Raw genomic sequence first — 22,532 nt, 5'->3', positions numbered from 1 at the left:
CATCTTGGACAGATTGTCTACTTTTGGGCTCCTGTTTTGCCTTCCGGCCGTTTCTGGGGTAGTTTTACAAGCTGCTTGGAGGCTGGTTCAGTCCACGTTTCCGCTACCTTGCCATGCAGCAATACCACGCGCTTCTTCAGCATATCCTCGACAGTGGTACCCGCAAAACCGACCGCACTGGCACCGGCACGCTGTCGGTGTTCGGCCACCAGATGCGGTTTGACTTGCGGGCCGGTTTCCCACTGGTGACCACCAAAAAGGTCCACCTCAAAAGCATCATCCACGAGCTGCTGTGGTTTCTGCGCGGCGACACCAGCAACAAGTCGCTCGAAGAGGTGGGCGTGAGCATCTGGCGCGAGTGGGCGGATGAAAACGGCGAGCTGGGCCCCATTTACGGGCAGCAGTGGCGCAGCTGGCAGGCCCCCAACGGCCAGAGCATCGACCAGATTGCCCAGATGGTACACCTGCTGCGCACCCAGCCCGACTCGCGCCGCATGGTGGTGAGTGCCTGGAACGTGGCCGAACTGCCTCTTATGCGCCTCACGCCCTGCCACGCCCTGTTCCAGTTCTACGTGGCCGATGGCCGTCTGAGCTGCCAGCTCTACCAGCGCTCAGCCGATGTATTCCTGGGCGTGCCGTTCAACATCGCCTCCTACGCGCTGCTCACGCTGATGATGGCCCAGGTAACGGGCCTGGAGCCCGGCGAATTCATCTGGACCGGCGGCGACACCCACCTCTACAGCAACCACCTGGAGCAGGCCGCCCTGCAGCTCACCCGCGAACCGCGGCCGCTGCCTGCCATGCGCCTCAACCCGGCCGTAACCGATATTTTCGATTTCAGCTACGAAGATTTTACGCTGGAAAACTACGACCCCTGGCCCGCCATTAAGGCCCCGGTAGCGGTGTAGCTCAGCGCTACAGGGCCCTATGCGGGTACCGCAATCCAAACGGCCACCAGTTTCGTAACTGGGCGATGTTGAATTTTCCGTTTGTTCCCGACCAAAACCCCGCCGATGACGACGGATTGCCGGGCCTGTCGCGTAAGCACCGGACCTGGGTTGCCCTGTATTCGCTGGAAAACCCCGCCTTCGACCGCCGCCAAATTCTGCGCGAGAACGACGTGACCGAGGCCGACTTGGTACGCCACATGGAAAGCTGGATGCAGCTCCAGCATCGCCAGAAATAGCGCTAAGAGTTCATTATTTTAAGCGACAACGTCATTCATCCAGCTTACCCCATCAATCCGGCGTCGGCCGCCAACAACTGTTGCAGCAGCGGGTGCTTCGCCGATTCAAAAGACTGGCCTTGCACCGCCAACACGGGCCGTAAACCGGCCACATTAGCCGTAAACACGGCTTCGGCGGCCAGCAGCGCGTCCGGTTCATAGAGCCCTTCGTGCCAGGCCACGCCCAGCTGGACCGCCGCATCGCGCAGATGCGCCAGCCGCACGCTGCTCACCCCGCCCGCGGCCTCTGCCGGCACATATACTGCTCCGTTTCGCACCCAGCCCACGGCCGCCGCGCCGGCTTCCGCTACGTGCCCGGCCGCTGAGAGCAGTAGTAGCTCATCAAGCCCGCGCTGCTCCCGCTCGCGGGCGGCCAGCACATAAAGCAGGGCATTGGGGCCTTTGCAGAACGATACCGGGCTAAGCTGGGTGCGCACCGTGGTGCCGAAGCCGGCTCGCACCACCGGCGCAGTGCGGGCCTCAAACGGCCGGGCCGTGGCCAGCCACTCGGCCGGCGCAGCTGGTTCGGGAGGCGCATACAGGCCGCCGCCCGGCCGCCAGAGCTGCAGCCGGAGCCGCTGCGGTTGGGTTGGCTGCAGCTGGGCCGCCACCAGCCGGGCCAGTGTGGCCGTCAGGGCCCCGAGGGTGACCAGGGCCGGGGGCAGCGGCAGGGCCAGGGCAGCAGCGGCCCGTTGCATGCGCGCCAAGTGCTGCGGACTGTAGCGCACCGCCCCGTCGGCCCACACCAGCGTCTCGAAGAACCCGTCGTTGAACTGCAGCCCCCGGTTGGGCAGCGGCAGCGCAAACGCGGATTCGGGGTGTAGCTGGCCGTTGTAAAGCAGCATGGGTTAGTTGATGGCTGTCAAGAAGAACGTCATTCTGAGCGAAGTCCCAACCGCTTAAACCAGTGCGAACCGCTTACCGGGTAGGGCCTTTATCACGCCCCCGAACTCCAGGCTCAGCAGCAGTCCGGCCACCAGATGTACTGGCAGCTGCGCTTTCCAGGCCAGCGTATCGAGGTGCTCCTCGCGATTGGGAGTAGCCTGCAGCACGGTCAGCAGGCCGAATTCGTCGGCCGTGAAATCGAGCGGGTCGAAGGTTTTAGGGGCTTTGGGGCGGCCGTGCAGGTGCAGGGCCAGGTCCCAGTTCAGCAGTTGCTCGATGTCGCGGGGCTCGGAGTAGAGTGCGGCTTTGTTGCTCTTGATGAGCTCGTGGCAGCCTTCCGACGCGGCCGAGCCCAGCGGACCGGGTACGGCCAGCACGTCCCGGTCGTAGCCCTGGGCCAGGTCGGCCGTTATCAATGCCCCGCCCTTTTTGGCCGCTTCCACGACTACCGTGCCATCTGCGAGGCCCGCAATGATGCGGTTGCGCTGCGGAAAGTTGTACTTGTCGGGCGGGGTGCCGAAGGCAAATTCGGTGAGCAGGCCGCCCTGGGTCAGCATTTTCTCGGCCGTTTTGCGGTGTACGGCCGGGTATAGCACGTCGAGGCCGGTGGCCATCACGCCCACCGTTTCCAGCCCTTCCTGCAGCGCGGCGCGGTGGGCGGCAATGTCAATGCCGTAGGCCAGGCCACTCACAATAAGCGGACGGTGGGCGGCAATACCTTTAATTATCCGCTCGGTTTGCTCGCGGCCGTAGTCGGTGGCCTGGCGGGTGCCCACCAGAGCCAGTGTTTTGGGGTGGTTAAGGTCGGCCGTGCCCTGGTAGTAGAGCAGGGCCGGGGCATCGGGCAGCAGCTTGAGCCGCGCCGGAAACGCCTTGCTGGTGTATAACAGCAGCTGTACGCCCTCTTTCTCAGCCCGTCGCAATGCCTCCTCGGCCTGATTGAGGGCCTCCGTGCGGGGCTTGCCCACGAGCAACCCCACTGTTTTCGGCCCCACGCCCGGAATCTTCAGCAGCTTACCCGCCGGCAGGTGCAGCGCGTTGCGGGCCGAGCCGGCGTAGCTCATCAGCTGCCGCGTCAGCTGCGGCCCCACATTCGGGAACAGCGTCAGGGCAACTTCGTGGAGGAGGTCAGAATGATCAGGTAACATGAAACCCTGAAAAATATATGCTTGCTGCTACTATGTCGCTCATACTTGTCTACTCAATACCCAGGAAACCAAAAGTAGATATACACTGCTAATAGCATACCTAAGAGTATGCCTGTGATGCTAAAGTACTTATGCTTATTAAACAAGTAGATAGCAAGTGTCGCACAGCCAAGCAGCCAGAGTAGCAGCGTTGCATGAAACGTAAAGTCGCCTCGGCTCCCCCAATCATTTCTGGTCATCCCATTACCGAATATCCATCCAAGAACAAACCCACCTACCAATGCCATAAAGGCTGTTGCTAGTGTTGCTAAGAAGGTAAGAACCGCTAATGACCACGATTCAGAGGGGCGTTTTTCAGGTTGATCAAAGGGCTCCATCATCAATTATTTGGCTGCTTCCCAATAGCGTCCAAATCCTTTTTCATGGTCATCATGAACTTGCGGACTTTTTCCAGGCTTTGAATCACGTCGATTTTCTCCTTGAGTTGGGGGCCTTTCTGCTTGAGCAGGTCGCGGGCGCCAGGTATCGTGTAGCCGCGCTCTTTTACTAGGTGGTAGATGGTGCGGAAAATATCGATGTCCTGGGGCGTGTAGAGGCGGTTGCCCTTTTTGCTCTTGCGCGGGCGTAGCTCGTCGAACTCCGTTTCCCAGAACCGAATCAGCGAGGGGGCCACGTTGAACTGCTGGGCCACTTCGCCGATGGTAAAGTACTGCTTCTCTATTTCGCGGTCTTGGTAGGTCATGCGGGGGCAGGCTGTAGCGCGAAGCTCCTGCTTCGCGTATCGTTTGGACGGAATCGTTTAGCAGCCAGCAACGGCCCGCGAAGCTGAAGCCTCGCGCTACAGTCGTTCGGTTCGCTCGGCGTTTCTCACTTCTGCAAGATGGGCTACCTTTGCCGGTAGCGCCGGATTCCTTGTTTGCGAAAAGTAGGCAAAAACCCGGTTGCCACCAATTTCTGGTTTCACCTTCGGCTTACTGCCTCTTGATTGGGCGCCCGCAGCGCGCCCCTGCCATATGCTCCCAACCGCCTCGCACGTCCGCCAGCAGTTCCTCGATTTCTTCGCCTCCAAGGGCCACCACATCGTGCCTTCGGCCCCGATTGTGGTTAAAAACGACCCCACGCTGCTGTTCATCAACTCGGGCATGGCCCCGTTCAAGGACTACTTCCTCGGCAACAAGCCCGCCCCGTTCAAGCGCATCGCCGACACCCAGAAATGCCTGCGCGTGTCGGGCAAGCACAACGACCTCGAAGAGGTAGGCTACGACACCTACCACCACACCATGTTCGAGATGCTCGGCAACTGGTCGTTCGGGGATTATTTCAAGACCGACGCCATTGCCTGGGCCTGGGAATTGCTCGTGGATGTGTACGGCCTCGACCCCGACCGCCTCTACGTAACCTACTTCGAGGGCGACGCCGGCGACAACCTCGGCCCCGATACCGAGACCCAGGAGCTGTGGCGCAAGTACACCACCGACGAGCGGATTCTGCCCGGTAACAAGAAGGATAACTTCTGGGAAATGGGCGACACCGGCCCTTGCGGACCCTGCACCGAAATTCACATCGACCTGCGCTCCGACGAGGAGCGGGCCGCCAAAGCCGGCTCCGAGCTGGTAAATGCCGACCACCCACAAGTGGTGGAAGTGTGGAACAACGTGTTCATGGAATTTGAGCGACGGGCCGATAAGTCACTGCTGAAACTGCCTCAGCAGAACGTAGATACGGGCATGGGATTCGAGCGCTTGATGATGGCCGTGTCGGGCGTGAAGTCCAACTACGACACCGACGTTTTTCAGCCCCTGATTCAGTTCATCGCCAAGGAGGTGAACGTGGCCTACCACGGCACTTCCCCGGCCACCGTAACCGACCAGCCGGCCACCGAGAACGAGAAGACCGACATTGCCATCCGGGTCATTGCCGACCACATCCGTACCATTGCCTTTACCATCGCCGACGGCCAGCTGCCGAGCAACGTGAAGGCCGGCTACGTTATCCGGCGCATCCTGCGGCGGGCCGTGCGCTACGCGTTTTCGAGCCTCAACCAGAAGCAGCCGTTCTTGTACAAAATCGTGCCCGTGCTGGCCGACCAGATGCGCAATATCTTCCCCGAGCTCAAAGCCCAGCAGCAGTTTGTGCAGCGGGTAATCGAGGAGGAGGAAATTAGCTTCCTCAAAACCCTTGAAAACGGCCTGCGCCGCCTCGATTCGCTCGAAGAAGGCTTCCGCCAGCAGGGCAACCGCATCGATGGGCCCACGGCTTTCGAGCTGTCGGATACGTTCGGCTTCCCGCTCGACCTGACGGCCCTGATTGCCCGCGAAAAGGGCCTTACGGTGGACGAGGACGGCTTCCAGCAGGCGCTGGCGGCCCAGAAAAACCGCTCCCGCAACGCCCAGGAAACTGAGCAGAGCGACTGGACCGTAGTGCTCGAATCGGAAGACGTACCCGCTTTCGTGGGCTACGACCAGGCCGAGGCGCCGGCCCGCATCCTGCGCTACCGCCGCACCGCCCGCAAGGGCAAAACCGAGTACCAGGTAGTGCTCGACCAGACGCCATTCTACGCTGAGTCGGGCGGGCAGGTAGGCGACACGGGCTACCTGGAAAGCCCGCTGAGCAAGGTGCGGGTGGTGGACACCAAGAAGGAGAACGACCTGATTGTACACACCGTGCTGGAGCTGCCCCAGGATCTGGAAGGCGAGTTTCTGGCCCGCTACGAGCCCGCCCGCCGCGCCCAGATCCAGCGCAATCACACCGCCACCCACCTGCTGCAGGCCGCCCTGCGCGAGGTGGTAGGCGCCCACGTGGCCCAGAAAGGCTCGCTGGTGAACGAAAAGCTGCTGCGCTTCGACTTCTCGCACTTTACCAAAGTAACCGACGACCAGCTCCGGCAGGTGGAAACGCTGGTGAACGCCCGCATCCGCCAGCAGATTCCGCTGGACGAGCGCCGCAACGTGCCGATTGATGAGGCCAAGAACCTGGGCGCCACGGCCCTGTTCGGCGAGAAGTACGGCGAGTTCGTGCGCGTTATCACCTTCGACCGCGACTTTTCGGTGGAGCTCTGCGGCGGCTGCCACGTGCGCACCACCGGCGACATCGGCTACTTCCGCATCACGAGCGAAAGCGCGGTGGGCGCGGGCGTGCGCCGCATCGAGGCCGTAACGGCCGAGGCTGCCGAAGCCTTCGTGAACCAGCAGCTGGACTTGCTGGGCCAGGTGCGCGAGGCGCTGGGCAACCCCCAGCACCTGCTGCCCGGCATCGAGAAGCAGACCGAGGAAATTGCCACCCTGCGCAAGCAGATCGAGCAGTTCGCCCAGCAGAGCATCAACCAGCAGCGTGAGCAGTTGGCGGGGCAGGTGCAGCCGCTCGGCGAGGTGAACTTCCTGGCCGCCCAAGTGCAGGCCACATCGGCCGAGGGCCTCAAAACGCTGGCCTTCCAGCTCCGGCAGGCCGTGCCCAACCTCGTAGCCGTGCTCGGCGCCGAGATTGACGGCAAGCCCCAGCTGGCCGTGATGCTGGCCGACGAGTTGGTGGCAGCCGGTAAGCTCAATGCCAGCACCTTGGTGCGCGAGCTGGGCAAGGAAATCCAGGGCGGCGGCGGCGGCCAGCCGTTCTTCGCCACGGCCGGCGGCAAGAACGCGGCCGGGCTGTCCGCCGCTATTAGCAAGGCTAAGGAGCTGGTGGAAAAGGCACTGGCCGGATAGCATCCTTAGTTAAATTAATAGGCCCGTCATGCTGAGCGGAGCCGAAGCATCTCTACCGCTACTCTGGAATTAGGCTACAAAGCAGTAGAGATGCTTCGGCTCCGCTCAGCATGACGGGCTTTTGACTTTCTAAAATATCTTGAGCATTCGTTGTCCGGTTTAAGCGTGCGGCCAGCATAGTTTGGTACATCTGAACCGGGTAATATTTGTAGAGGCCTACTACATTCGTTGTTATGAAATACAAACTACTGTTGATACTACTTCTTGTGGCTGCTGGCTCACTGGCGGCGGCCCCTTTGCCCGATAGTGCGCGCATTACACGCACTACAGAGTATCAGGACCAATACTCTCGCCGCTTATCCTCACCCGAAGGGGCCAAGTATCGGGTAGAGACGACGCTGATTGACAGCACGCGGGGTGTAGAAAGGCTTTATTTGCTCCCCAGCGGCAAGCTTTATTCGTACCAGGCTTTCCTTAAACAGGACTCTCGGGTATGGCACGGGGCTCACCTGGAATTTTACGAAAACGGCAAACCCCGCCTGCAGGAAGCCTTTGTGCTGGGTGAGTTACGGGGAATTCGTCAAACTTACTATGATACCGGGGTATTACGGCGGCGAGAGCAACTAACGCCTGGGCAACCTACTACGGGCGAATGTTTCGGACCTGATGGGCAGCCGATAGCATATTTCCCCTTCTCGGAGATGCCGGTTTATCCAGGCGGGCAGGAGGCGCTCCTGCGCGCGATTGGCCGAAACACTATTTACCCCCCTGATGCACTGCGGGCCGGAGTGCAAGGGGTAGTCATCGTAAACTTTACTATCGGGGCAGATGGTAAGCTGGAGGATGTGCGGGCGCACGAGCTACCGGCGGGGGCATCGGCTGGATTACGCCGCACATATTCGTCTCTGCAGGGTGCCGCCGTGCGGGCAGTTCGCCAATTGAAACCTTTCACGCCGGGTCAGCGGGAGGGCGAACCGGTAGCGGTGCGTTTCAGTGTGCCAGCTACATTCAAAATTCAATAGAGCAAAAACCTATTGTGCTTACTAAAACTAGTCCGCGCATCAGGTTAACTCCACCGGCGGCTAAGTATCTTCACGCCTGTAATCAGTTGAATCAGCCGTAAAATCAGCGTACATCTGTGATAGACGACAGCCTCAAAGCCAAATACCAGCCCGTCATCGGCCTCGAAGTACACGCCCAGCTGCTGACCCGCAGCAAGATGTACTCTTCGGACGAAAACGAGTACGGCGCTCTGCCCAACCATAACCTGAGCGTGATTACGCTCGGCCACCCCGGCACGCTGCCCAAGGTCAACCACTCGGCCATCGAGTTTGCCATGAAAATGGGCCTGGCCACCAACTGCCACATCCGGCGCGACAACCTGTTTGCGCGCAAAAACTACTTCTACCCCGATCTGCCCAAGGGCTACCAGATAACCCAGGACAAAACCCCGATCTGCACCGACGGCCACGTGGAAATCCGCCTGGCCGACGGCGCAACCAAGCAAATCGGCGTGACGCGCATCCACATGGAGGAGGACGCGGGCAAGAGCATGCACCTGGCCGGCGAAACAGAAACGCTCGTAGACCTGAACCGGGCCGGCGTGCCGCTCATCGAAATCGTGAGCGAGCCCGACATCCGCAACTCGGAGGAAGCCTACGCCTACCTGGCCGAAATTAAGAAGCTGGTAGAGTACCTCGGCATCTGCGACGGCAACATGGAAGAAGGCTCGTTGCGTTGCGACGCCAACGTGAGCGTGATGCTGCACGGCGCCACCGAGTTCGGCGTGAAAGTGGAGGTGAAGAACATGAACTCTTTCCGCAACGTGCAGCGGGCCATCGAGTACGAGATTGAGCGCCAGATTCTGCTGCTCGAAGCCGGCGAGGTTATCGACAGCCAGACCCGCGGCTTCGATGCCCCCACCGGCACCACCGTCGGCCAGCGCAGCAAGGAAACGCTCAACGACTACCGCTACTTCCCCGAGCCCGACCTGCCGGCCGTTATCATCGACGACGCCTGGCTGCACCGTATGCAGCAGCAGATGCCGGCGCTACCCCAGCAACTCTACGCCCGCTTCACCGGCGAGTTGGGCCTATCGGACTACGACGCCTCGGTGCTGACCGCCGAGAAGGATTTGGCCTTATATTTTGATGAGCTGACCCGCCTGAGCCCCAACGCCAAAGCCGCCGCCAACTGGGTAACCGGCCCGGTGAAGGCCTACCTCAACGAGCGCGCCCTCACCCTGGCCCAGTTCCCGCTCACCACGCAGCATCTGGCCGACATCATCGGGCTTATCGATGAGAACAAGGTGGGTCAGTCGGTAGCCAGCAAGCAGCTGTTCCCATATCTGCTCGAAAACCCCGCCCAAACCGCCGCCGCCGCCGCCGAAGCCCAAGGGCTCATGCAGCAGTCGGATGCCGGGGCGCTGGAGGCCATGATTGCCCAGGTGCTGGCCGCCAACCCGGCCAAAGTGGCCGAGTACCGCGCCGGTAAAAAGAGCCTGACCGGCATGTTTATGGGCGAGCTGATGAAGCTGACCGGCGGTAAAGCCGACCCCAAACTAGCCAACCAGCTGCTGCGCCAGCACTTGGACGGATAAAATGGAAGTGCCGTAGGGGCGGGGCTTGTCCCCGCCCGCCGTTCGCCCGTCTCAACGAGTCCGTTCAACAGCGGGCGGGGACAAGCCCCGCCCCTACGCCGCCCTCTGCAGCGCGAAGGACCTTATTCCACCAGAAAATTTGTGGCAATGGCTCAGATTTGCAGTATAAGGTCTTTCGCACTACGCAGGATAACGGGTATTTTGGCTGCTTCCGCGCTGCTGCTGCTGGGTAGCTGCCAGCGGCTGGGCGCTCCGGCCACACCCGGCGCGGCCACCCAGAACCGGCGCGACAACCGCCCGGCCTCGCCTGATTTCGACCTGCCGACTGCTGCTGGTAAGCAGCTGACACTAATGAGCCTGCGCGGTAGTTACGTGCTGCTCGATTTTCGAGCTGTTGGCTGCACCGAGTGCGCGGCCGAAAACGCCAACCTGCGCAAGCTCTACGACCAGTTCAGTCACCGGGGCCTAGTTATCGTGAGTGTGTGGCAGGCCTCCGACCAGGCCGAGTGGCGCACGGCGCTGACCGCCGAAGAGCTGCCCTGGGCGCAGGCGCTAGACCTATCGGGCGAGACTGCCCGGGCCTACGAGGTGCAGCCGCCGCCCGTGGCCGTACTGCTCGATCCACGGGGCCACGAGCTAGCGCGCAACCTGCGGGGCCGCAACCTGGGCCAGAAAATCTCAGAATTTATTCCGCTTGACTAACCAGGCCGGGCCAGGAGCCGGGCAGCGGCCGTAGCCGGACTTGGGAACCTGTCGTATCCGTCGTTAGTTGCACGCCTGCCTGGTCCCCTTTCGGTTCGGGGTAAAATCGGCAACTTGCGCCCTGTTTCCGGCGCAACGCTCCATACGATGTCCCCCATCCGGGGAGGTTGCATTTTAGCTTAATCAATGAACATGAAGAGTCTGCTTTATTTTGGTGCCCTGTTGGGCATGACCAATGCCTGCAACAAGAACGCTACGCCCACTACCGCCGGCGCGGCCGATGCGGCCAGCTATGAGCTGAGTGGCCAGTTCCAGAATGCCCCGGCCGGGACCAAAGTATACCTGGCCGAGTTGGGCGAAACTCAGTTCGTGTCGCGCGATACGGCTACTGTAAACGAGAAAGGCGAGTTTACTTTCAAGGGGCCGATGACCGAAGCTGGCCTGTATCAGGTGAAAACCACTGACCAGAACCAGGCGCTGATAGTACTTGGCCCCGGCCAGCGCATACAGCTCGCCGGCGACGCCCAGAAGCTACCCACTACCTACACCGTGCAGGGCTCGCCCGATTCGGAGCTGCTGCGCCAGATAAACAAAGCGGCCGAAGCCAATCAGCAGCAGCTGCAGCAGGTTATGCCGCTTCTGGAGCAACGCTACGCTGCCGCCGCCCAGGCCGGCCGCACCGACTCCATGCAGGCCATTCAGGCCCGGGCTGAAAGCCTGCAGCGCCGGGGCCAGCAGCAGATGCTGCAGCTGGTGCGCCAGAACCCAGGCTCCATTGTGTCGGGCTTCGTGATGGCCAACGTGCTCAACCCCGACGAGAACTTTGCCCTGGCCGACTCGGTAGCCACCGTGCTGAAAACTTCGGCCCCCAACTCGCGCTACACCAAGGCCCTGGCCACCCGCCTCGACGGTCTGCGTACTACCGCTTCGGGCGCTACGGCCCCCGAAATCAGCCTGCCCACTCCCCAGGGGCCGCCGCTGGCCCTCACCAGCCTGCGCGGCAAGTACGTGCTCATCGATTTCTGGGCCAGCTGGTGCGGCCCCTGCCGCCAGGAAAACCCCAACATTGTGCGGGCCTACAACAAGTACAAAAACGCGGGTCCGGGCTTCGAAATCTACGGCGTCTCCTTCGATCAGGACCGGGCCAAGTGGCTGAAAGCCATTCAGGCCGACGGCTTGGTCTGGAAGCAAGTGTCGGACCTGAAAGGCTGGGAGTCGGCCGCCGGCCAGACCTACGGCATCAAGTCCATCCCGTTCTCCATTCTGCTCGACCCCCAGGGCCGCATCGTGGGCAAAAACCTGCGCGGCGCCGAGCTGGATGCCAAGCTGGCTTCGGTGCTGAAGTAGAAAAAGCAAGCATGAATCAACAGCAACGGCCAGTCGCATAAGCGGCTGGCCGTTGCTGTTGTAACGAGGCTGGGAGGAAGTCAAATAGTCCGTCATGCTGAGCGCAGTCGAAGCATCTCTACCGCAGCGCTAACCTTGGTTACTTATACGGTAGAGATGCTGCGGCTTGGCTCAGCATCGCGGGCGGGTTGGTTTCAGCAACTTCCTGAACAGCTTTGGTGTCACACCCCAAACATGCGCTGCACCGACTGCCAGAGCTTCTTTTTGCGGCCGGCGTCGTACTCGAGCATCTCAATTTCGCTGGCTCCGAGGAAGGCCGTGTCGCCGTAGAGCAGGACCGGCTCGTAGGGCTGGGTGGTGTACACGGCCACATCGAGCAGATTTTTGCCGAACGCCAGAAACTGCCGCGCCGCCAGGTGCTGGCGGAGGCTGCATAGGGCTACGGGGTACGAGTCGTGCTCCACGTTCACCAGCACCACGTCTTCCATAATCAGGCGCAGCGCCTTGAGCAGGTTATTGAGAAACACGTTGCGCGGGAGCTTGCGGAACTGGGCCTCGGGCAGCCGCACCAGAATAACCAGGCCACCGAAGTTGCTGCCCAGTGTAGAAAACGGGATATGCGCTACCGGTGACTGGGTGGGCGTAGGCTGCACCCGGCCCGGCTGCGAAGGCGGAGCCGCCGGGGCCGCCGGCAGCGGGGCCAACGTGAGCGTTACGGCCGCGTGGCCCGCCGCTGCCGACTCCGGCGCAACAGCCGGCGCAACAGCCGGCGCAACCGGAGTGGGTGGAACCGGCGCAACCGGAGTGGGTGGAATTACGGGCGCTACGGCCGGCGGCATTGGCGGGAGCGGGGCCGGTTCGGGCCTGGCCACGGCCGGTTGGGGCGCAGTAGCCGAAACCGACGGGGTCGGAGCGGCGGCCGGTGCAGCTGCTGGCGGTAGCGCGGCAGTAGGCTCCGACACTACATAGAGAGAAGCCTCCGTGTAGAAGTTCTGGAAAAAGGCGAGCGTGGCGGCGTTGTCCATGCGAAAGAGCAGAGTGGGGGCGTAGGGGCAATTTACGTATTCCCGAACGGCGATAAAAAGACCACAGCCCGCGAAACCAAAGTATTTCGCGGGCTGTGGGTAAAACACTCCGGCAACGGAGAAACTGTTCAGAAACTCGGTGAAACCGATAAGAACGTCATGCGGAGCTTGCCGAAGCATCTCTACCGCTTCTCTGTAACATCCAACGAAGCGGTAGAGATGCTTCGGCAAGCTCAGCATGACGTTACTTCAGCTACCAGCTACCCATTCAGCTAGCCGTATCGTCTTCGGCGGCCTGGGCTACGAGGTCGAAGAGGGCTTTGAGTTCGGTGGCCTCCTGCGGGGCCATGCGGCCGCCCAGCACCAGGCGCAGCTGGCGGCGGCGCAGTGCCCCATCGAAGAGAGCTTGTTCGGTGGCCGTTTCGGGCACGGCATCGGGCACGTCAATCGGGCGGCCCGACTGGTCGACGGCGACGAAGGTGAAGAAGGCCTCGTTGGATTTTACCTTGGTGCCGCTTGGAATGTCTTCCGACCACACATCAATATGTACTTCCATGCTGGAGCTGAAGGCGCGCGTGACCTGCGCTTCGAGCGTAATGACGCTGCCCAGCTTGATGCCTTCGCGGAAGGAAACGTTATCAACCGAGGCCGTAACGACGATGCGGTTGGAATGGCGCTGGGCCGAAATAGCCGCCGCTACGTCCATCAGGTGCATCATGCGGCCGCCCATCAGGTTGTTGAGCGTGTTAGTATCGTTGGGGAGCACCAGCTCGGTCATGCTAACGAACGAGTCTTTAACGGGCTTGGGTTTGCGGGTCATCGGGAAGAGTTGAGTTCTACTTAAGAAGGAGCAAAGGTAAGCGGTGACTCGGGGAGTGGGTAACCGTCATTCAGCGCATGCTGCGCCTAGAGCAGGGACGAAGTACCTCGCGTGCTGACGTCGTAATGAACCGGTTTAGGAAGTGAAAGGACCGTCGTGCTGAGCTTGCCGAAGCATCTCTATTGCCTCGTAGGCTTCACGACGACTGTTCAACGAAGCGGTAGAGATGCTTCGGCTGCGCTCAGCATGACGGTCTAATTCATTCCCGGCACTTCCCAAATAGCTTCAATAGCAGATTCGAAAGCAGGGGTACTCAGGCACGCTAGGTTCTTCGTCCCTGCTCCAGGCGCAGGATGCTCTGAATAACGTTCACTCACTCACCACTAGCCCCAGCCGGCTTTGCCCAGCAGCGGCACGAAGCGGAATTCTTCCAGCTCCTGGCGCGAGAATTCATCCTCACTCTCGCGCACCACACGCACCATGCGCTGGCGGGTAGCATCGCCCACCGGAATAACCAGCGCCCCGCCCACGCGCAGCTGCTGCAGCAGCGGCCGGGGTAGCGTGGGCGAACCGGCGGTTACCAGTATCTTATCGAACGGTGCGTGCTGGGGCAGGCCCAGCGAACCGTCGCCGCAGAATAGCTGGGGCGGCTGAGGCAGCCCGGCCAGGCGGCGGGCGGTGCGCTCGAACAGCACGGCGTTGTACTCGATGCTGAACACGTGGGGCGTGAGCTGCAGCAGCACGCTGCACTGGTAGCCCGAGCCAGTCCCGATTTCCAGCACTTTATCCTGCGGGCCGATGCGCAGCAACTCCGTTTGGTAGGCCACGGTGTAGGGCTGCGAGATGGTCTGGCCCTCGCCGATGGGAAACGCTTTGTCGTGGTAGGCGTGCGACTGGAAGCCGGCGGCGAAGAACTGGTGGCGCGGCACCGCCCCGATGGCCGCCAGCACCTGCTCGTCGCGGATGCCCTTGCGGCGCAACTCCTCCACCAGCGTGCGGCGCATGCCTCGGTGGCGGTAGGTGTCGGCGGCAGCGTGCATAGGTGGCGGGGTAGAGGCGACGGGCGCGGGTGGCACCGGAGCGGGCTAACGGGTATTGGTTACCTTTATGCCGCTCCGAAAAAACCGGCCCGGCAGCGGGGCTGGGACAGGCGGAAGCGTAAAATTAGGCCTTCCGGGCCAGAATACTCAGCTTTGTTGCCGGTTGAACCGCTTACCTGCTTCGCTCTTGATTCGTACTCTCCAAAAAATGAAGCTGATAAGCGCCGACTTTCTGGCGGCGCTGCTGGCTTGGATGTGCTTTTTTCTGGTGCGCAAGTACCTGCTGCGCGAAATCAGCCCCGACGCCGACTACCATTTCGCCGCCGATGCCGTTCCCGATCCGGCTTTTCTGGTGGGGGCCGCGCTGCTGATTGCTACTTTCTGGACGGGCCTGTACGCGCTGCTGGGTGAGTATAACGATATTTTTCGCAAGTCGCGGCTGAGTGAGCTTATCCGGCTGGTCCGTGTGTCGGTGCTGGGGGCAGTGCTCATTTTCTTCGTACTGTTGCTCGACGACCAGGGCGTGCAGAACTACCGCAGCTACTACAAAACCATTTCGGCCTACTTCCTGCTGCATTTCGTTATCACGGCGGTGCTGCGGCTGTGGGCCGTGTACAGCGTGCAGCAGCTGGTGCGTGGCGGCGTTATCAGCTTCAATACGCTGCTGGTGGGCTCGGGCGCTCTGGCTCGCGACACCGGCCGCGACCTGGGCCGCACCGGTCGCCACCTGGGGCTGCGGCTGGTGGGTTTCGCGCCGCTGGGGCCCAGTGTTTGCGCCGAGCTGGCCGACGAGCTGCCCGATGTGGGCTCGTACCGCCGGCTGCCCGACCTGGTGCGCGAGCTGAACGTGGAGCAGATTGTAATTGCTATTGAACCCGGCGAGCACCGCATCATCGAGGAAATTCTGACGCTGCTCAATGGCACGCCCGCCCGTATCAGCATCCTGCCCGACCTCTACCAGATTTTGCTGGGCTCGGTGAAGGTTAGCCACGTTTTCGGCACCCCGCTCATCGACATCAAGCAGGATCTGCTGCCGCTGTGGCAACAGGTGGCTAAGCGCCTGATCGACGTGGTGGGCTCGTTGCTGTTTCTGCTGCTGGCCTGGCCGGTGTACGCCTTCACGGCCCTGATGGTGCGGCTTTCCTCGCCGGGGCCCGTGTTCTACTCGCAGGAACGCATCGGGCGAAATGCCGTGCCGTTTCGCATCTATAAGTTCCGCTCGATGTATGTTGATGCCGAGCGGCAGGGCCCGGCCCTATCATCCGACCACGACCCGCGCATCACCAAGTGGGGCCGCTTCATGCGCAAGGTGCGGCTGGATGAGCTGCCCCAGTTCTGGAACGTAGTTAAGGGAGATATGAGCATTGTGGGGCCCCGCCCAGAGCGCCGCTTCTTCATCGACCAGATCGTGCAGATTGCGCCCCACTACCGTCACCTGCACCGCGTGCGCCCCGGCCTCACCAGCCTCGGCCAGGTGAAGTACGGCTACGCCGAAACCGTGGCCCAGATGGTGGAGCGCCTCAAGTTCGATATTCTCTACATCGAAAACATGAGCCTGGCGATGGACTTCCGGGTGCTGCTCTACACGCTCAAAATCATCATCGAGGGCCGCGGTAAATAGAATCACAGATGGTGCAGATGAAGCCGCGGATAACGCAGATTCGTGCTGGATTCTGGATAAATTGGATTCGTTCAGGTAGCACAGATTCGTTCTTCTGTATTGGCAATGCACTTCTGATATGGACGATTATAAGCATAAGGAACTGACCGGAAAGATTATTGGGGCAGCTATGCGGGTGCATACGCAACTAGGCCTGGGGTTTCCGGAGGTAGTGTACCAGCGTTGTCTGGCCATTGAGCTGCGGGAAATTGGTTTAGCCTTTGATTAGGAGTTGGAACTGCCGTTGCTTTACCGCGGCGAACATGTTGGGAGCCGCCGGGTTGATTTTCTGGTGGAGAAAATGATATTGGTCGAGCTTAAAGCGCTAACCGAAATTACCAGCCTGCACCACGCGCAGGTGTTGAACTACCTGCATGCCTATCAACTTGAAATAGCGCTGCTCCTAAACTTCGGTGAGCATTGCCTCACCTACAAACGCTTCGTCAATACCCGGCACGCTACCTGAACAGCAGGCCGTCTTTCTCCGGACGTATTTCTCATCAAAACGAATCCTTTTCATCTCAAACCAGCACGAATCTGCGCTATCCGCGGCTTCATCTGCACCATCTGTGATTTATGTTTACCGGCATCATTGAAACCCTGGGTACTATCTCGGCCGTTCGGCGCGAGGGCACCAATATTCACTTCACCGTAGCTTCCGGCTTTGCTGAGGAGTTGAAAATCGACCAGAGCGTGGCCCACGATGGTGTGTGCCTGACGGTGGTTGCCGTGGATGCCGCCGCCGGCACCCACGTCGTCACGGCCATCGACGAAACGCTGCAAAAGACCAACCTGAGTACCTGGGCCCCCGGCCGCCGCATGAACCTGGAGCGCTGCCTGGCCGCCAACGGCCGCTTCGACGGCCACATCGTGCAGGGCCACGTCGACCTGACGGCCACTTGTGATTCGGTGGAAGACCAGAACGGCTCCTGGCTCTACCGCTTCCGCCACGAATCCGGCCCGGGCCGCGTCACGGTCGAGAAAGGCTCCATCTGCATCAACGGCACCAGCCTCACCTGCTTCAACAGCACCGACGACGGCTTTTCGGTGGCCATCATTCCCTACACCTACGAGCACACCACGTTCCAGGACCTGCGCCCCGGCGACCAGGTAAACCTGGAGTTCGACATCGTGGGCAAGTACGTGGCCAAACTGCTGGGGAAGTAGGGGCTTATGCACCGCTGTCAGAGCATAGCGCAGGGGTTCAGGTCTGCGGCAGTGTAGGCGCGACCATTGTATCTTCCCGGCTCTATGCGCTACCTGTTATTACTGCTGCCGTTGCTGCTGGCCCGGCCCGCCGGGGCCCAAAACCGCCTGCTCGATTCGGTGCTGACGGCGGAACACCGGGCCGGCCGTTTCAACGGAACGGTGCTGGCAGTGAAGAACGGCCGGGTGGTAGCCCGCATCCATAAAGGCTACGCCAACCTGCCGTTTGCCGTACCGATTACCGACAGCACCCGGTTTCCGATTGCGTCGATGACCAAAACGTTTACGGCTCTGCTGACGCTGCAACTCCAGCAGCAGGGCCGGCTAAAGCTAACCGACAAAGCCGCCGCTTACCTGCCCGATCTGCCATCGGACTGCCACGACATAACGCTGCTGGACCTCTTGACGCATTATTCGGGCCTGAAAAACGAGCCGGCAACCGCCTACGCCAGCCGCCTGAGTCCGGCAGATTTCGTGCGGACCCACGTGCGGCGTAACGAAGCCAGACCAAAACCCGGATTCAACTACAACAACGTCGATTACGTGCTGCTGACCCGGGTGCTGGAAGTAGTCGGGGGGCGGCCGTACCCCGAGCTGCTGCGGGAGGCCGTTTTGGCTCCGCTGGGCATGCGTAATACCGGCGTGCTAACCGACCAGCGCGTTGTTGCCAACCTGGCTTCTGGCTACCATAACTACACTTTCGGGGAGGATAGCCAGGCTAAGCCGCTGCAAAATGACGCACGGGAGCTGTCGAATTACGCCGGCGCGGGGGCCGTGTACTCGACGGTGGAAGACCTGGGTAAACTTGTAGAAGCCCTGCGTACCAACCGTCTGCTCCGGTCCCAAACCACCGCCCAATTGCTCATCAGGCCCCAGCAATCCGCCTACGTCGATTACGCCCGGGGCCAGCCTACTATTGGCTTCTTCTACAACAACCGCACCTTCGGCCAACCTGTGCTGGAGCGCCGCGGCAGCATTGAGGGCTTCAACTCGGTGCTGCTCACGAGTCCCGATTTCAGTACCGCCCTTATCATCCTCTGCAACACCGATACCGGCGACCTGGAAACAATCGGCGACGCGCTGTATCGGCTGATAAAGTAAAAGGTGGGCTTCACTTCTGATTTGGTGGGGAAGCGAACAGTGCTTCCGCGGCCTGCCAAGCCACTGCGTCCTGGCACACGTCGCCGGGGCGCGAGCCGTTGCCGTAGAGGTAGCCGCCCCAGGGCATGTGCATGTAGCTGGCCGTGAGTTGCAGCGCCTCTTGCAGGGGTCGGGCTTCGGGGGCGGGCCCACTTCCGGCTACCACAGCCCAACAGGTTTTCCCCTGCATCTGCAGCCGAAAATCGATTTGCGGTGCCCGCAGCCAGGCGCTCCAATAGTCCAGGTAATGCTTGGCGGGGGTGGAGAGGGCGTACCAGTAGAGCGGCGATACCAGCACGAGGTCGGTAGCGGCCAGCGTAGCGTTGAGTAGCGTTTTTTCGGGGCCGGCAGTAGGAGCGGGGTAGCTCTCGTCGTGGCGGCGGTCAATGAACGGGGGCAGCGTGTAATCAGGCAGAAACAGCCACTGCTGCTCCGTCGCGGCCGGCAGAAATCTGGCGGCGCGGCGGGCCAGCAGCTCGCTGTTGCCAGCGCGGCGGGTGCTGCCCAGCAGGAAAAGAAAACGGCGTGGTGGCATGTTGGTTTGGTAGTGGTTTTACGCTGATATTTAGGGCGCAATGTTCTATTCAATTCAACAAAACCCTCTATCTACCGTCGTTATGCAAAAGCAGTTGCTCGTGATGGTCCTGGGTATGGCAACTGGCCTGACCGCCTGTCAGTCAGATACTACCTCCCCGGCCGCCGCAATGGAGGCACCCAAGGTGTATATGTCTATGGAAGGTCCTCAGCCAAGCGAGCCCAGCCCGGTCAGCCTGGTCGAAACGAACGATTCTGCTGCCCGCCCAGTACCGGCAGGCATTCAGACGGAGCAAATAAGGTCCGGAATGCTGGTTGTCGAAGGGCTGCCGTCTGAGCAACTCTCCGTGGCGCAGCTTGTTCGGCAGTTGGGCCAGCCCGATAGCGTGGCGCGGGGCGTGGTAGAGTGCGGCAGCACATTGGACGGCAACCCCACGCTGCCCGGCGACATGTGGTACTATGATGGCACGCAATACGAGGTAGCCGATAAGCAGGCCGTGTTAGCCACCATGGACGTCCGTAGCGGGCGTTTTCACGGTAAGTTGGGGAAGCTGCTGCTGAACCAGCGCACCACCTTGCAGGATATGGCCCGGGTATTTCCAAAAGCGGCGCAAACCGTTGGCCCCGCCGCTGAATCGGCGGCTTTCCAGCAGGTGAGCTTTACCTACTTGCTTGATAACGGGCAAACAGCGGATGGAGAGCTGTGGCTCATTTTCGACCAGGGGAAATTGATTAAGGTTGAAAATTGGTTTCCGTGCTGATGGGGGGACGCTGGGGCCTAGCTGCCGAAATATTCAGTTATCCGCGGCTGTTCGAATAAAGCAGTTCTACTTGGTCGGTTTGCTAGCACCCGCTCACTTTCCCAGGATGCCCCTCACAATGCTAAGGGCGAAGCACAATCGCCACTCTCAGCCAATCAGGCTACTTCAAGCCGCCTCGGCAGCGGTTTCGCGAGGCCACCAGCGAGCCGCTAGTCGTCGGTAGGCCACGGCGCAGGCCCAGGCTGTGAGCGAGCCCAGCAGGGCTCCGGCCAGTACATCGGTGAGGTAGTGGGCGGCCAGGTACATGCGGCTGTAGCTAACTACCACAGCCCAGGCAAACAGCAGCCACTTGGCCACCCGGAAGCGGCGAGGCAGTACTATGGTCATGAATACGGCCAGCGCGAAGGCATTGGCCGCGTGCGACGACAGAAAGCCGAACTGCCCGCCGCAGCCGTTTACCAGGTTAAGCGTGGCCGACAGGTCGGGGTCGTGGCAGGGGCGCAGGCGGGCGAAGTAGGGCTTGAACAGGCGGCTGGAAACAACGTCGGCCAGGGCAATGCTGGCGCCCAGCAGCGGCAGCAGCAGCCGGGCACGGCGGCCATAGAAGTAGATAAGCACCACCAGCAGCACGAAATACGCCGGAAACCACACAAAGCGCTCAGTGAAAAACACCATCCACTTATCCAGGGCGGGCGAGCGGTTGGCGTTGGCCGCCACCAGCAGCCAGCGGTCTAGGGCCTGCAGCTGCTCTAGCACTGGCCGGCGGTTTCAGTGGCAGGAAGGTCGGTAGTCGGACCTGTTTCGGCCTGGGCGTTCAGCCAGTCGAGGCCGGGGCGCAGCCATTGCTGGGTGGTGGCTTCGGCCGAGCCGGGGGCAGGCTGCAGGTTGTAGTGCCACTCGGCCTGGGGCGGCAGGCTCATCAGAATGCTTTCGGTGCGGCCGCCGGTTTCGAGGCCGAAGCGGGTGCCCCGGTCGATGGCCAGGTTGAACTCGGCGTAGCGGCCGCGGCGCACCAGCTGCCACTGCTTCTGGGCTGCGGTGTGGGGCTGGCCGGCATTGCGGCGCAGTAACGCGCAGTAGGTGCGGCCATACACTTCGCCCACGGCCCGTACAAAAGCAAACAGACTCTCGGCATCGGCCTCCTGACCCACGATGAGGCGGTCGAAGAAGATGCCGCCCACGCCGCGGGTTTCCTGGCGGTGGGGCAGGTAAAAATACTCATCGGCCCACTTTTTAAACCGGGCATAGTAGCAAGGTTGATGCTGCTGGCAGGCCAGGGCAATCTGCTCGTGAAACCAGCGGGCCTGCGCCACATCCACGTAAATCGGCGTCAGGTCGAGCCCCCCGCCGAACCAGGCCTCGCCGTTGCCGGCCTCGAAGTAGCGCACGTTCATATGCGAGATGGGGGCCAGCGGGCTGCGCGGGTGCTGCACTACGCTCACGCCGGTGGCAAAGTAGTCGGGTGAGGGCATGAGCAGCTGCCGGGCCGCTGCGTCGCTCATGCGGCCCTCCACAGCCGAGAAGTTCACGCCGCCTTTCTCGATGAGGGTGCCTTCGGTGAGCACCCGCGAGCGGCCGCCGCCGCCGCTGTGGTGCTGCCAGGCATCTTCCTGGAAGCGCCCAGTGCCGTCGGTGGCTTCGAGCTGCTGGCAGAGCCAGTCCTGAAACAGGCGCATCCAGGCTTCTACGGTGTCGCGGAAGCGGGGCAGGCCGGTGGGCGGAACAGGGAAGGGGGCGAGGTCGAAGGCGGGCAAATCGGGCATCAAGGCAAAGGTAAATAAAACCGCCGGCCGCCGGGCCGGGTGCTACTTCAGGTGCCGGATAAACCTCAACCCATTGTCGCTATCATTGGTTGTTAGGACGTGGAATGAGGGTGCGGCACGCCAGTATTTTGAATTGGCCCAAGCGCCCGGTTAGCCATTTTGCACTCAGCCCCATTGCCAACTCCCCCAATCCCGCAGGACCTTCTCATGGACCCCACTTCGCCATTTTCCGCCGACCTGTTCCGCCGCCAGGACGAAACGCCCGACGCGGAATTCTACCATCACCCGCGCTTTGTCGCGCACATCGACGATGCCGCCATTGCCGCCGTCACGCAACTCTACCGCGAATATTTCCCGCCCAACAGTGCCCTGCTCGACCTGATGAGCAGTTGGATAAGCCACCTGCCCGCCGAAATTGCCTACCCCCGCGTGGTGGGCCTGGGCATGAACGCGGCCGAGCTGCGCGCCAACCCACGCCTCAGCGCCCACCTGGTGCAGGACCTGAACGAGCAGCCCACCTTGCCCTTTCAAAACCAGGAATTCGACGGTGCGGCCATCTGCGTATCTATCGACTACCTCACGCAGCCGGTGGCGGTGCTGCGCGAATTGGCCCGCGTGTTGCGGCCCGGCGCGCCGCTGGTCATCACGTTTTCCAACCGCTGCTTTCCCAGCAAAGCCATTGCCGCCTAGCACGCCCTCGACGACCGCGGGCACCTGGCGCTGGTGCAGCGTTTCCTGGAAGAAGCGGGTGGCTGGCAGCCCATCACCCTGCTGGACCGCAGCCCCGCTCCCGGCCGCTCCGACCCGCTGTATGCCGTGGTGGCCCGTGTAGCCGCGCCGCAAAATCAACCCGTTATCAATTGTTAAGTACTCGTGCAGAAGTATTCAGAACGTCATGCTGAGCTTGTCGAAGCATCTCTACCGCGCCGGTAATTCATTTACTATTGCAGTAGAGATGCTTCGACAGGCTCAGCATGAC

General features: G+C 61.4%; 22 protein-coding genes and 1 pseudogene. 14 read left to right on the top strand and 9 right to left on the bottom strand.

The genetic code is table 11. The annotated features are described in order from the left end of the window. The first annotated feature begins 113 nt into the window (after positions 1–113). Together HW554_RS15085 and HW554_RS15080 are read left to right on the top strand one after the other, a co-directional pair. The gene (locus HW554_RS15085) at positions 114–908 is read left to right on the top strand and encodes a thymidylate synthase (protein ID WP_176909405.1); all 795 of its coding nucleotides are present in this window, start codon (positions 114–116) and stop codon (positions 906–908) included. A gap of 65 nt (positions 909–973) precedes the next feature. After that, positions 974–1,186 (top strand): hypothetical protein, encoded by a 213-nt coding sequence (locus HW554_RS15080; protein WP_176909404.1) that lies wholly within the window; start codon positions 974–976, stop codon positions 1,184–1,186. A 44-nt stretch (positions 1,187–1,230) separates the two neighbouring features. Here HW554_RS15080 and HW554_RS15075 read toward each other — a convergent pair whose 3' ends face one another. The 3 genes from HW554_RS15075 to HW554_RS15065 all read right to left on the bottom strand — a co-directional run bounded on the left by HW554_RS15075 (position 1,231) and on the right by HW554_RS15065 (position 4,000). Further along, positions 1,231–2,070, bottom strand: a complete 840-nt coding sequence (locus HW554_RS15075; protein WP_176909403.1) for an aminotransferase class IV — start codon at positions 2,068–2,070, stop codon at positions 1,231–1,233. A gap of 54 nt (positions 2,071–2,124) precedes the next feature. Beyond that, positions 2,125–3,258, bottom strand: coding sequence for a DNA-processing protein DprA (dprA, locus tag HW554_RS15070; protein ID WP_176909402.1), 1,134 nt, complete (start codon positions 3,256–3,258; stop codon positions 2,125–2,127). A gap of 379 nt (positions 3,259–3,637) precedes the next feature. Next, positions 3,638–4,000, bottom strand: a complete 363-nt coding sequence (locus HW554_RS15065; protein ID WP_176909401.1) for a MerR family transcriptional regulator — start codon at positions 3,998–4,000, stop codon at positions 3,638–3,640. Positions 4,001–4,271: 271 nt separating this feature from the next. On the opposite strand from HW554_RS15065, the gene alaS reads away from it, so the two are divergent. The 5 genes from alaS to HW554_RS15040 all read left to right on the top strand — a co-directional run bounded on the left by alaS (position 4,272) and on the right by HW554_RS15040 (position 11,604). Next, the gene (gene alaS / locus HW554_RS15060) at positions 4,272–6,956 is read left to right on the top strand and encodes an alanine--tRNA ligase (RefSeq protein ID WP_176909400.1); all 2,685 of its coding nucleotides are present in this window, start codon (positions 4,272–4,274) and stop codon (positions 6,954–6,956) included. 233 nt (positions 6,957–7,189) lie between these two features. Next, positions 7,190–7,978: an energy transducer TonB gene (locus tag HW554_RS15055; RefSeq protein ID WP_176909399.1), complete on the top strand. Its 789-nt coding sequence runs from the start codon at positions 7,190–7,192 to the stop codon at positions 7,976–7,978. Between the two features lie 116 nt (positions 7,979–8,094). Continuing rightward, positions 8,095–9,555, top strand: coding sequence for an Asp-tRNA(Asn)/Glu-tRNA(Gln) amidotransferase subunit GatB (gene gatB, locus HW554_RS15050; protein WP_176909398.1), 1,461 nt, complete (start codon positions 8,095–8,097; stop codon positions 9,553–9,555). A 201-nt stretch (positions 9,556–9,756) separates the two neighbouring features. Beyond that, a complete protein-coding gene (locus HW554_RS15045; protein ID WP_176909397.1) occupies positions 9,757–10,257 on the top strand; it encodes a peroxiredoxin family protein in 501 nt (166 codons plus the stop codon). A gap of 192 nt (positions 10,258–10,449) precedes the next feature. Further along, a complete protein-coding gene (locus HW554_RS15040; protein WP_176909396.1) occupies positions 10,450–11,604 on the top strand; it encodes a TlpA disulfide reductase family protein in 1,155 nt (384 codons plus the stop codon). A gap of 221 nt (positions 11,605–11,825) precedes the next feature. Here HW554_RS15040 and HW554_RS15035 read toward each other — a convergent pair whose 3' ends face one another. From HW554_RS15035 to HW554_RS15025, 3 genes are all read right to left on the bottom strand, one after another. Next, positions 11,826–12,629 carry a hypothetical protein gene (locus HW554_RS15035; RefSeq protein ID WP_176909395.1) on the bottom strand — a complete coding sequence of 268 codons (804 nt, stop codon included), beginning with the start codon at positions 12,627–12,629 and terminating at the stop codon, positions 11,826–11,828. 268 nt (positions 12,630–12,897) lie between these two features. Continuing rightward, positions 12,898–13,449 (bottom strand): acyl-CoA thioesterase, encoded by a 552-nt coding sequence (locus HW554_RS15030; RefSeq protein WP_176909394.1) that lies wholly within the window; start codon positions 13,447–13,449, stop codon positions 12,898–12,900. Positions 13,450–13,832: 383 nt separating this feature from the next. After that, a complete protein-coding gene (locus HW554_RS15025) occupies positions 13,833–14,489 on the bottom strand; it encodes a protein-L-isoaspartate(D-aspartate) O-methyltransferase (RefSeq protein ID WP_176909393.1) in 657 nt (218 codons plus the stop codon). 187 nt (positions 14,490–14,676) lie between these two features. Between HW554_RS15025 and HW554_RS15020 the strand changes: the two genes are divergently transcribed. The 4 genes and pseudogenes from HW554_RS15020 (at position 14,677) to HW554_RS15005 (ending at position 18,456) form a co-directional block, all read left to right on the top strand. Next, complete coding sequence (locus HW554_RS15020; protein ID WP_246285303.1) at positions 14,677–16,110, top strand: sugar transferase; 1,434 nt, start codon at positions 14,677–14,679, stop codon at positions 16,108–16,110. Positions 16,111–16,228: 118 nt separating this feature from the next. After that, a pseudogene (locus HW554_RS15015) lies at positions 16,229–16,615 on the top strand (GxxExxY protein). 110 nt (positions 16,616–16,725) lie between these two features. Continuing rightward, positions 16,726–17,316, top strand: a complete 591-nt coding sequence (locus HW554_RS15010; protein ID WP_176909392.1) for a riboflavin synthase — start codon at positions 16,726–16,728, stop codon at positions 17,314–17,316. An 84-nt stretch (positions 17,317–17,400) separates the two neighbouring features. After that, positions 17,401–18,456 carry a serine hydrolase domain-containing protein gene (locus HW554_RS15005; RefSeq protein ID WP_176909391.1) on the top strand — a complete coding sequence of 352 codons (1,056 nt, stop codon included), beginning with the start codon at positions 17,401–17,403 and terminating at the stop codon, positions 18,454–18,456. 10 nt (positions 18,457–18,466) lie between these two features. Here the strand turns inward: HW554_RS15005 and HW554_RS15000 are convergent, their stop codons facing one another. After that, on the bottom strand, positions 18,467–19,030 hold the full coding sequence (locus HW554_RS15000; RefSeq protein ID WP_176909390.1) for a flavodoxin family protein: 564 nt from the start codon (positions 19,028–19,030) through the stop codon (positions 18,467–18,469). A 40-nt stretch (positions 19,031–19,070) separates the two neighbouring features. Here HW554_RS15000 and HW554_RS14995 point away from each other — a divergent pair, with 40 nt between their 5' ends. Further along, positions 19,071–19,790, top strand: a complete 720-nt coding sequence (locus HW554_RS14995; RefSeq protein WP_176909389.1) for a hypothetical protein — start codon at positions 19,071–19,073, stop codon at positions 19,788–19,790. A 165-nt stretch (positions 19,791–19,955) separates the two neighbouring features. Here HW554_RS14995 and HW554_RS14990 read toward each other — a convergent pair whose 3' ends face one another. Together HW554_RS14990 and hemF are read right to left on the bottom strand one after the other, a co-directional pair. Then, positions 19,956–20,546 carry a phosphatase PAP2 family protein gene (locus HW554_RS14990; protein ID WP_176909388.1) on the bottom strand — a complete coding sequence of 197 codons (591 nt, stop codon included), beginning with the start codon at positions 20,544–20,546 and terminating at the stop codon, positions 19,956–19,958. Further along, positions 20,540–21,553, bottom strand: coding sequence for an oxygen-dependent coproporphyrinogen oxidase (gene hemF / locus HW554_RS14985; protein WP_176909387.1), 1,014 nt, complete (start codon positions 21,551–21,553; stop codon positions 20,540–20,542). The genes HW554_RS14990 and hemF overlap by 7 nt, the downstream gene beginning before the upstream one ends. A gap of 207 nt (positions 21,554–21,760) precedes the next feature. Between hemF and HW554_RS14980 the strand changes: the two genes are divergently transcribed. Together HW554_RS14980 and HW554_RS14975 are read left to right on the top strand one after the other, a co-directional pair. After that, entirely contained in the window at positions 21,761–22,243 is a 483-nt protein-coding gene (locus HW554_RS14980) for a class I SAM-dependent methyltransferase (RefSeq protein WP_176909386.1), read from the top strand. Between the two features lie 33 nt (positions 22,244–22,276). Then, entirely contained in the window at positions 22,277–22,420 is a 144-nt protein-coding gene (locus HW554_RS14975) for a hypothetical protein (RefSeq protein WP_176909385.1), read from the top strand. The last annotated feature ends 112 nt before the right edge of the window (positions 22,421–22,532 follow it).

The sequence above is a fragment of the Hymenobacter lapidiphilus genome, assembly GCF_013377885.1.
GTDB lineage: Bacteria > Bacteroidota > Bacteroidia > Cytophagales > Hymenobacteraceae > Hymenobacter > Hymenobacter lapidiphilus.
The sequence above is the reverse complement of the archived record's forward strand: the minus strand, read 5'-3'. Positions and strand labels throughout refer to the sequence as shown.

Bases quoted from the DNA above. Each gene is read 5' to 3' on its own strand.
- HW554_RS14980 (WP_176909386.1), top strand. From the start codon at position 21,761: ATGGACCCCACTTCGCCATTTTCCGCCGACCTGTTCCGCCGCCAGGAC.
- alaS (WP_176909400.1), top strand. From the start codon at position 4,272: ATGCTCCCAACCGCCTCGCACGTCCGCCAGCAGTTCCTCGATTTCTTC.
- HW554_RS15065 (WP_176909401.1), bottom strand. From the start codon at position 4,000: ATGACCTACCAAGACCGCGAAATAGAGAAGCAGTACTTTACCATCGGC.
- HW554_RS15085 (WP_176909405.1), top strand. From the start codon at position 114: ATGCAGCAATACCACGCGCTTCTTCAGCATATCCTCGACAGTGGTACC.
- HW554_RS15035 (WP_176909395.1), bottom strand. From the start codon at position 12,629: ATGGACAACGCCGCCACGCTCGCCTTTTTCCAGAACTTCTACACGGAG.
- HW554_RS15075 (WP_176909403.1), bottom strand. From the start codon at position 2,070: ATGCTGCTTTACAACGGCCAGCTACACCCCGAATCCGCGTTTGCGCTG.
- HW554_RS15055 (WP_176909399.1), top strand. From the start codon at position 7,190: ATGAAATACAAACTACTGTTGATACTACTTCTTGTGGCTGCTGGCTCA.
- HW554_RS15010 (WP_176909392.1), top strand. From the start codon at position 16,726: ATGTTTACCGGCATCATTGAAACCCTGGGTACTATCTCGGCCGTTCGG.
- HW554_RS15080 (WP_176909404.1), top strand. From the start codon at position 974: ATGTTGAATTTTCCGTTTGTTCCCGACCAAAACCCCGCCGATGACGAC.
- HW554_RS15000 (WP_176909390.1), bottom strand. From the start codon at position 19,030: ATGCCACCACGCCGTTTTCTTTTCCTGCTGGGCAGCACCCGCCGCGCT.
- HW554_RS15030 (WP_176909394.1), bottom strand. From the start codon at position 13,449: ATGACCCGCAAACCCAAGCCCGTTAAAGACTCGTTCGTTAGCATGACC.
- hemF (WP_176909387.1), bottom strand. From the start codon at position 21,553: ATGCCCGATTTGCCCGCCTTCGACCTCGCCCCCTTCCCTGTTCCGCCC.
- HW554_RS15040 (WP_176909396.1), top strand. From the start codon at position 10,450: ATGAAGAGTCTGCTTTATTTTGGTGCCCTGTTGGGCATGACCAATGCC.
- dprA (WP_176909402.1), bottom strand. From the start codon at position 3,258: ATGTTACCTGATCATTCTGACCTCCTCCACGAAGTTGCCCTGACGCTG.
- HW554_RS15005 (WP_176909391.1), top strand. From the start codon at position 17,401: ATGCGCTACCTGTTATTACTGCTGCCGTTGCTGCTGGCCCGGCCCGCC.
- HW554_RS15025 (WP_176909393.1), bottom strand. From the start codon at position 14,489: ATGCACGCTGCCGCCGACACCTACCGCCACCGAGGCATGCGCCGCACG.
- HW554_RS14995 (WP_176909389.1), top strand. From the start codon at position 19,071: ATGTTCTATTCAATTCAACAAAACCCTCTATCTACCGTCGTTATGCAA.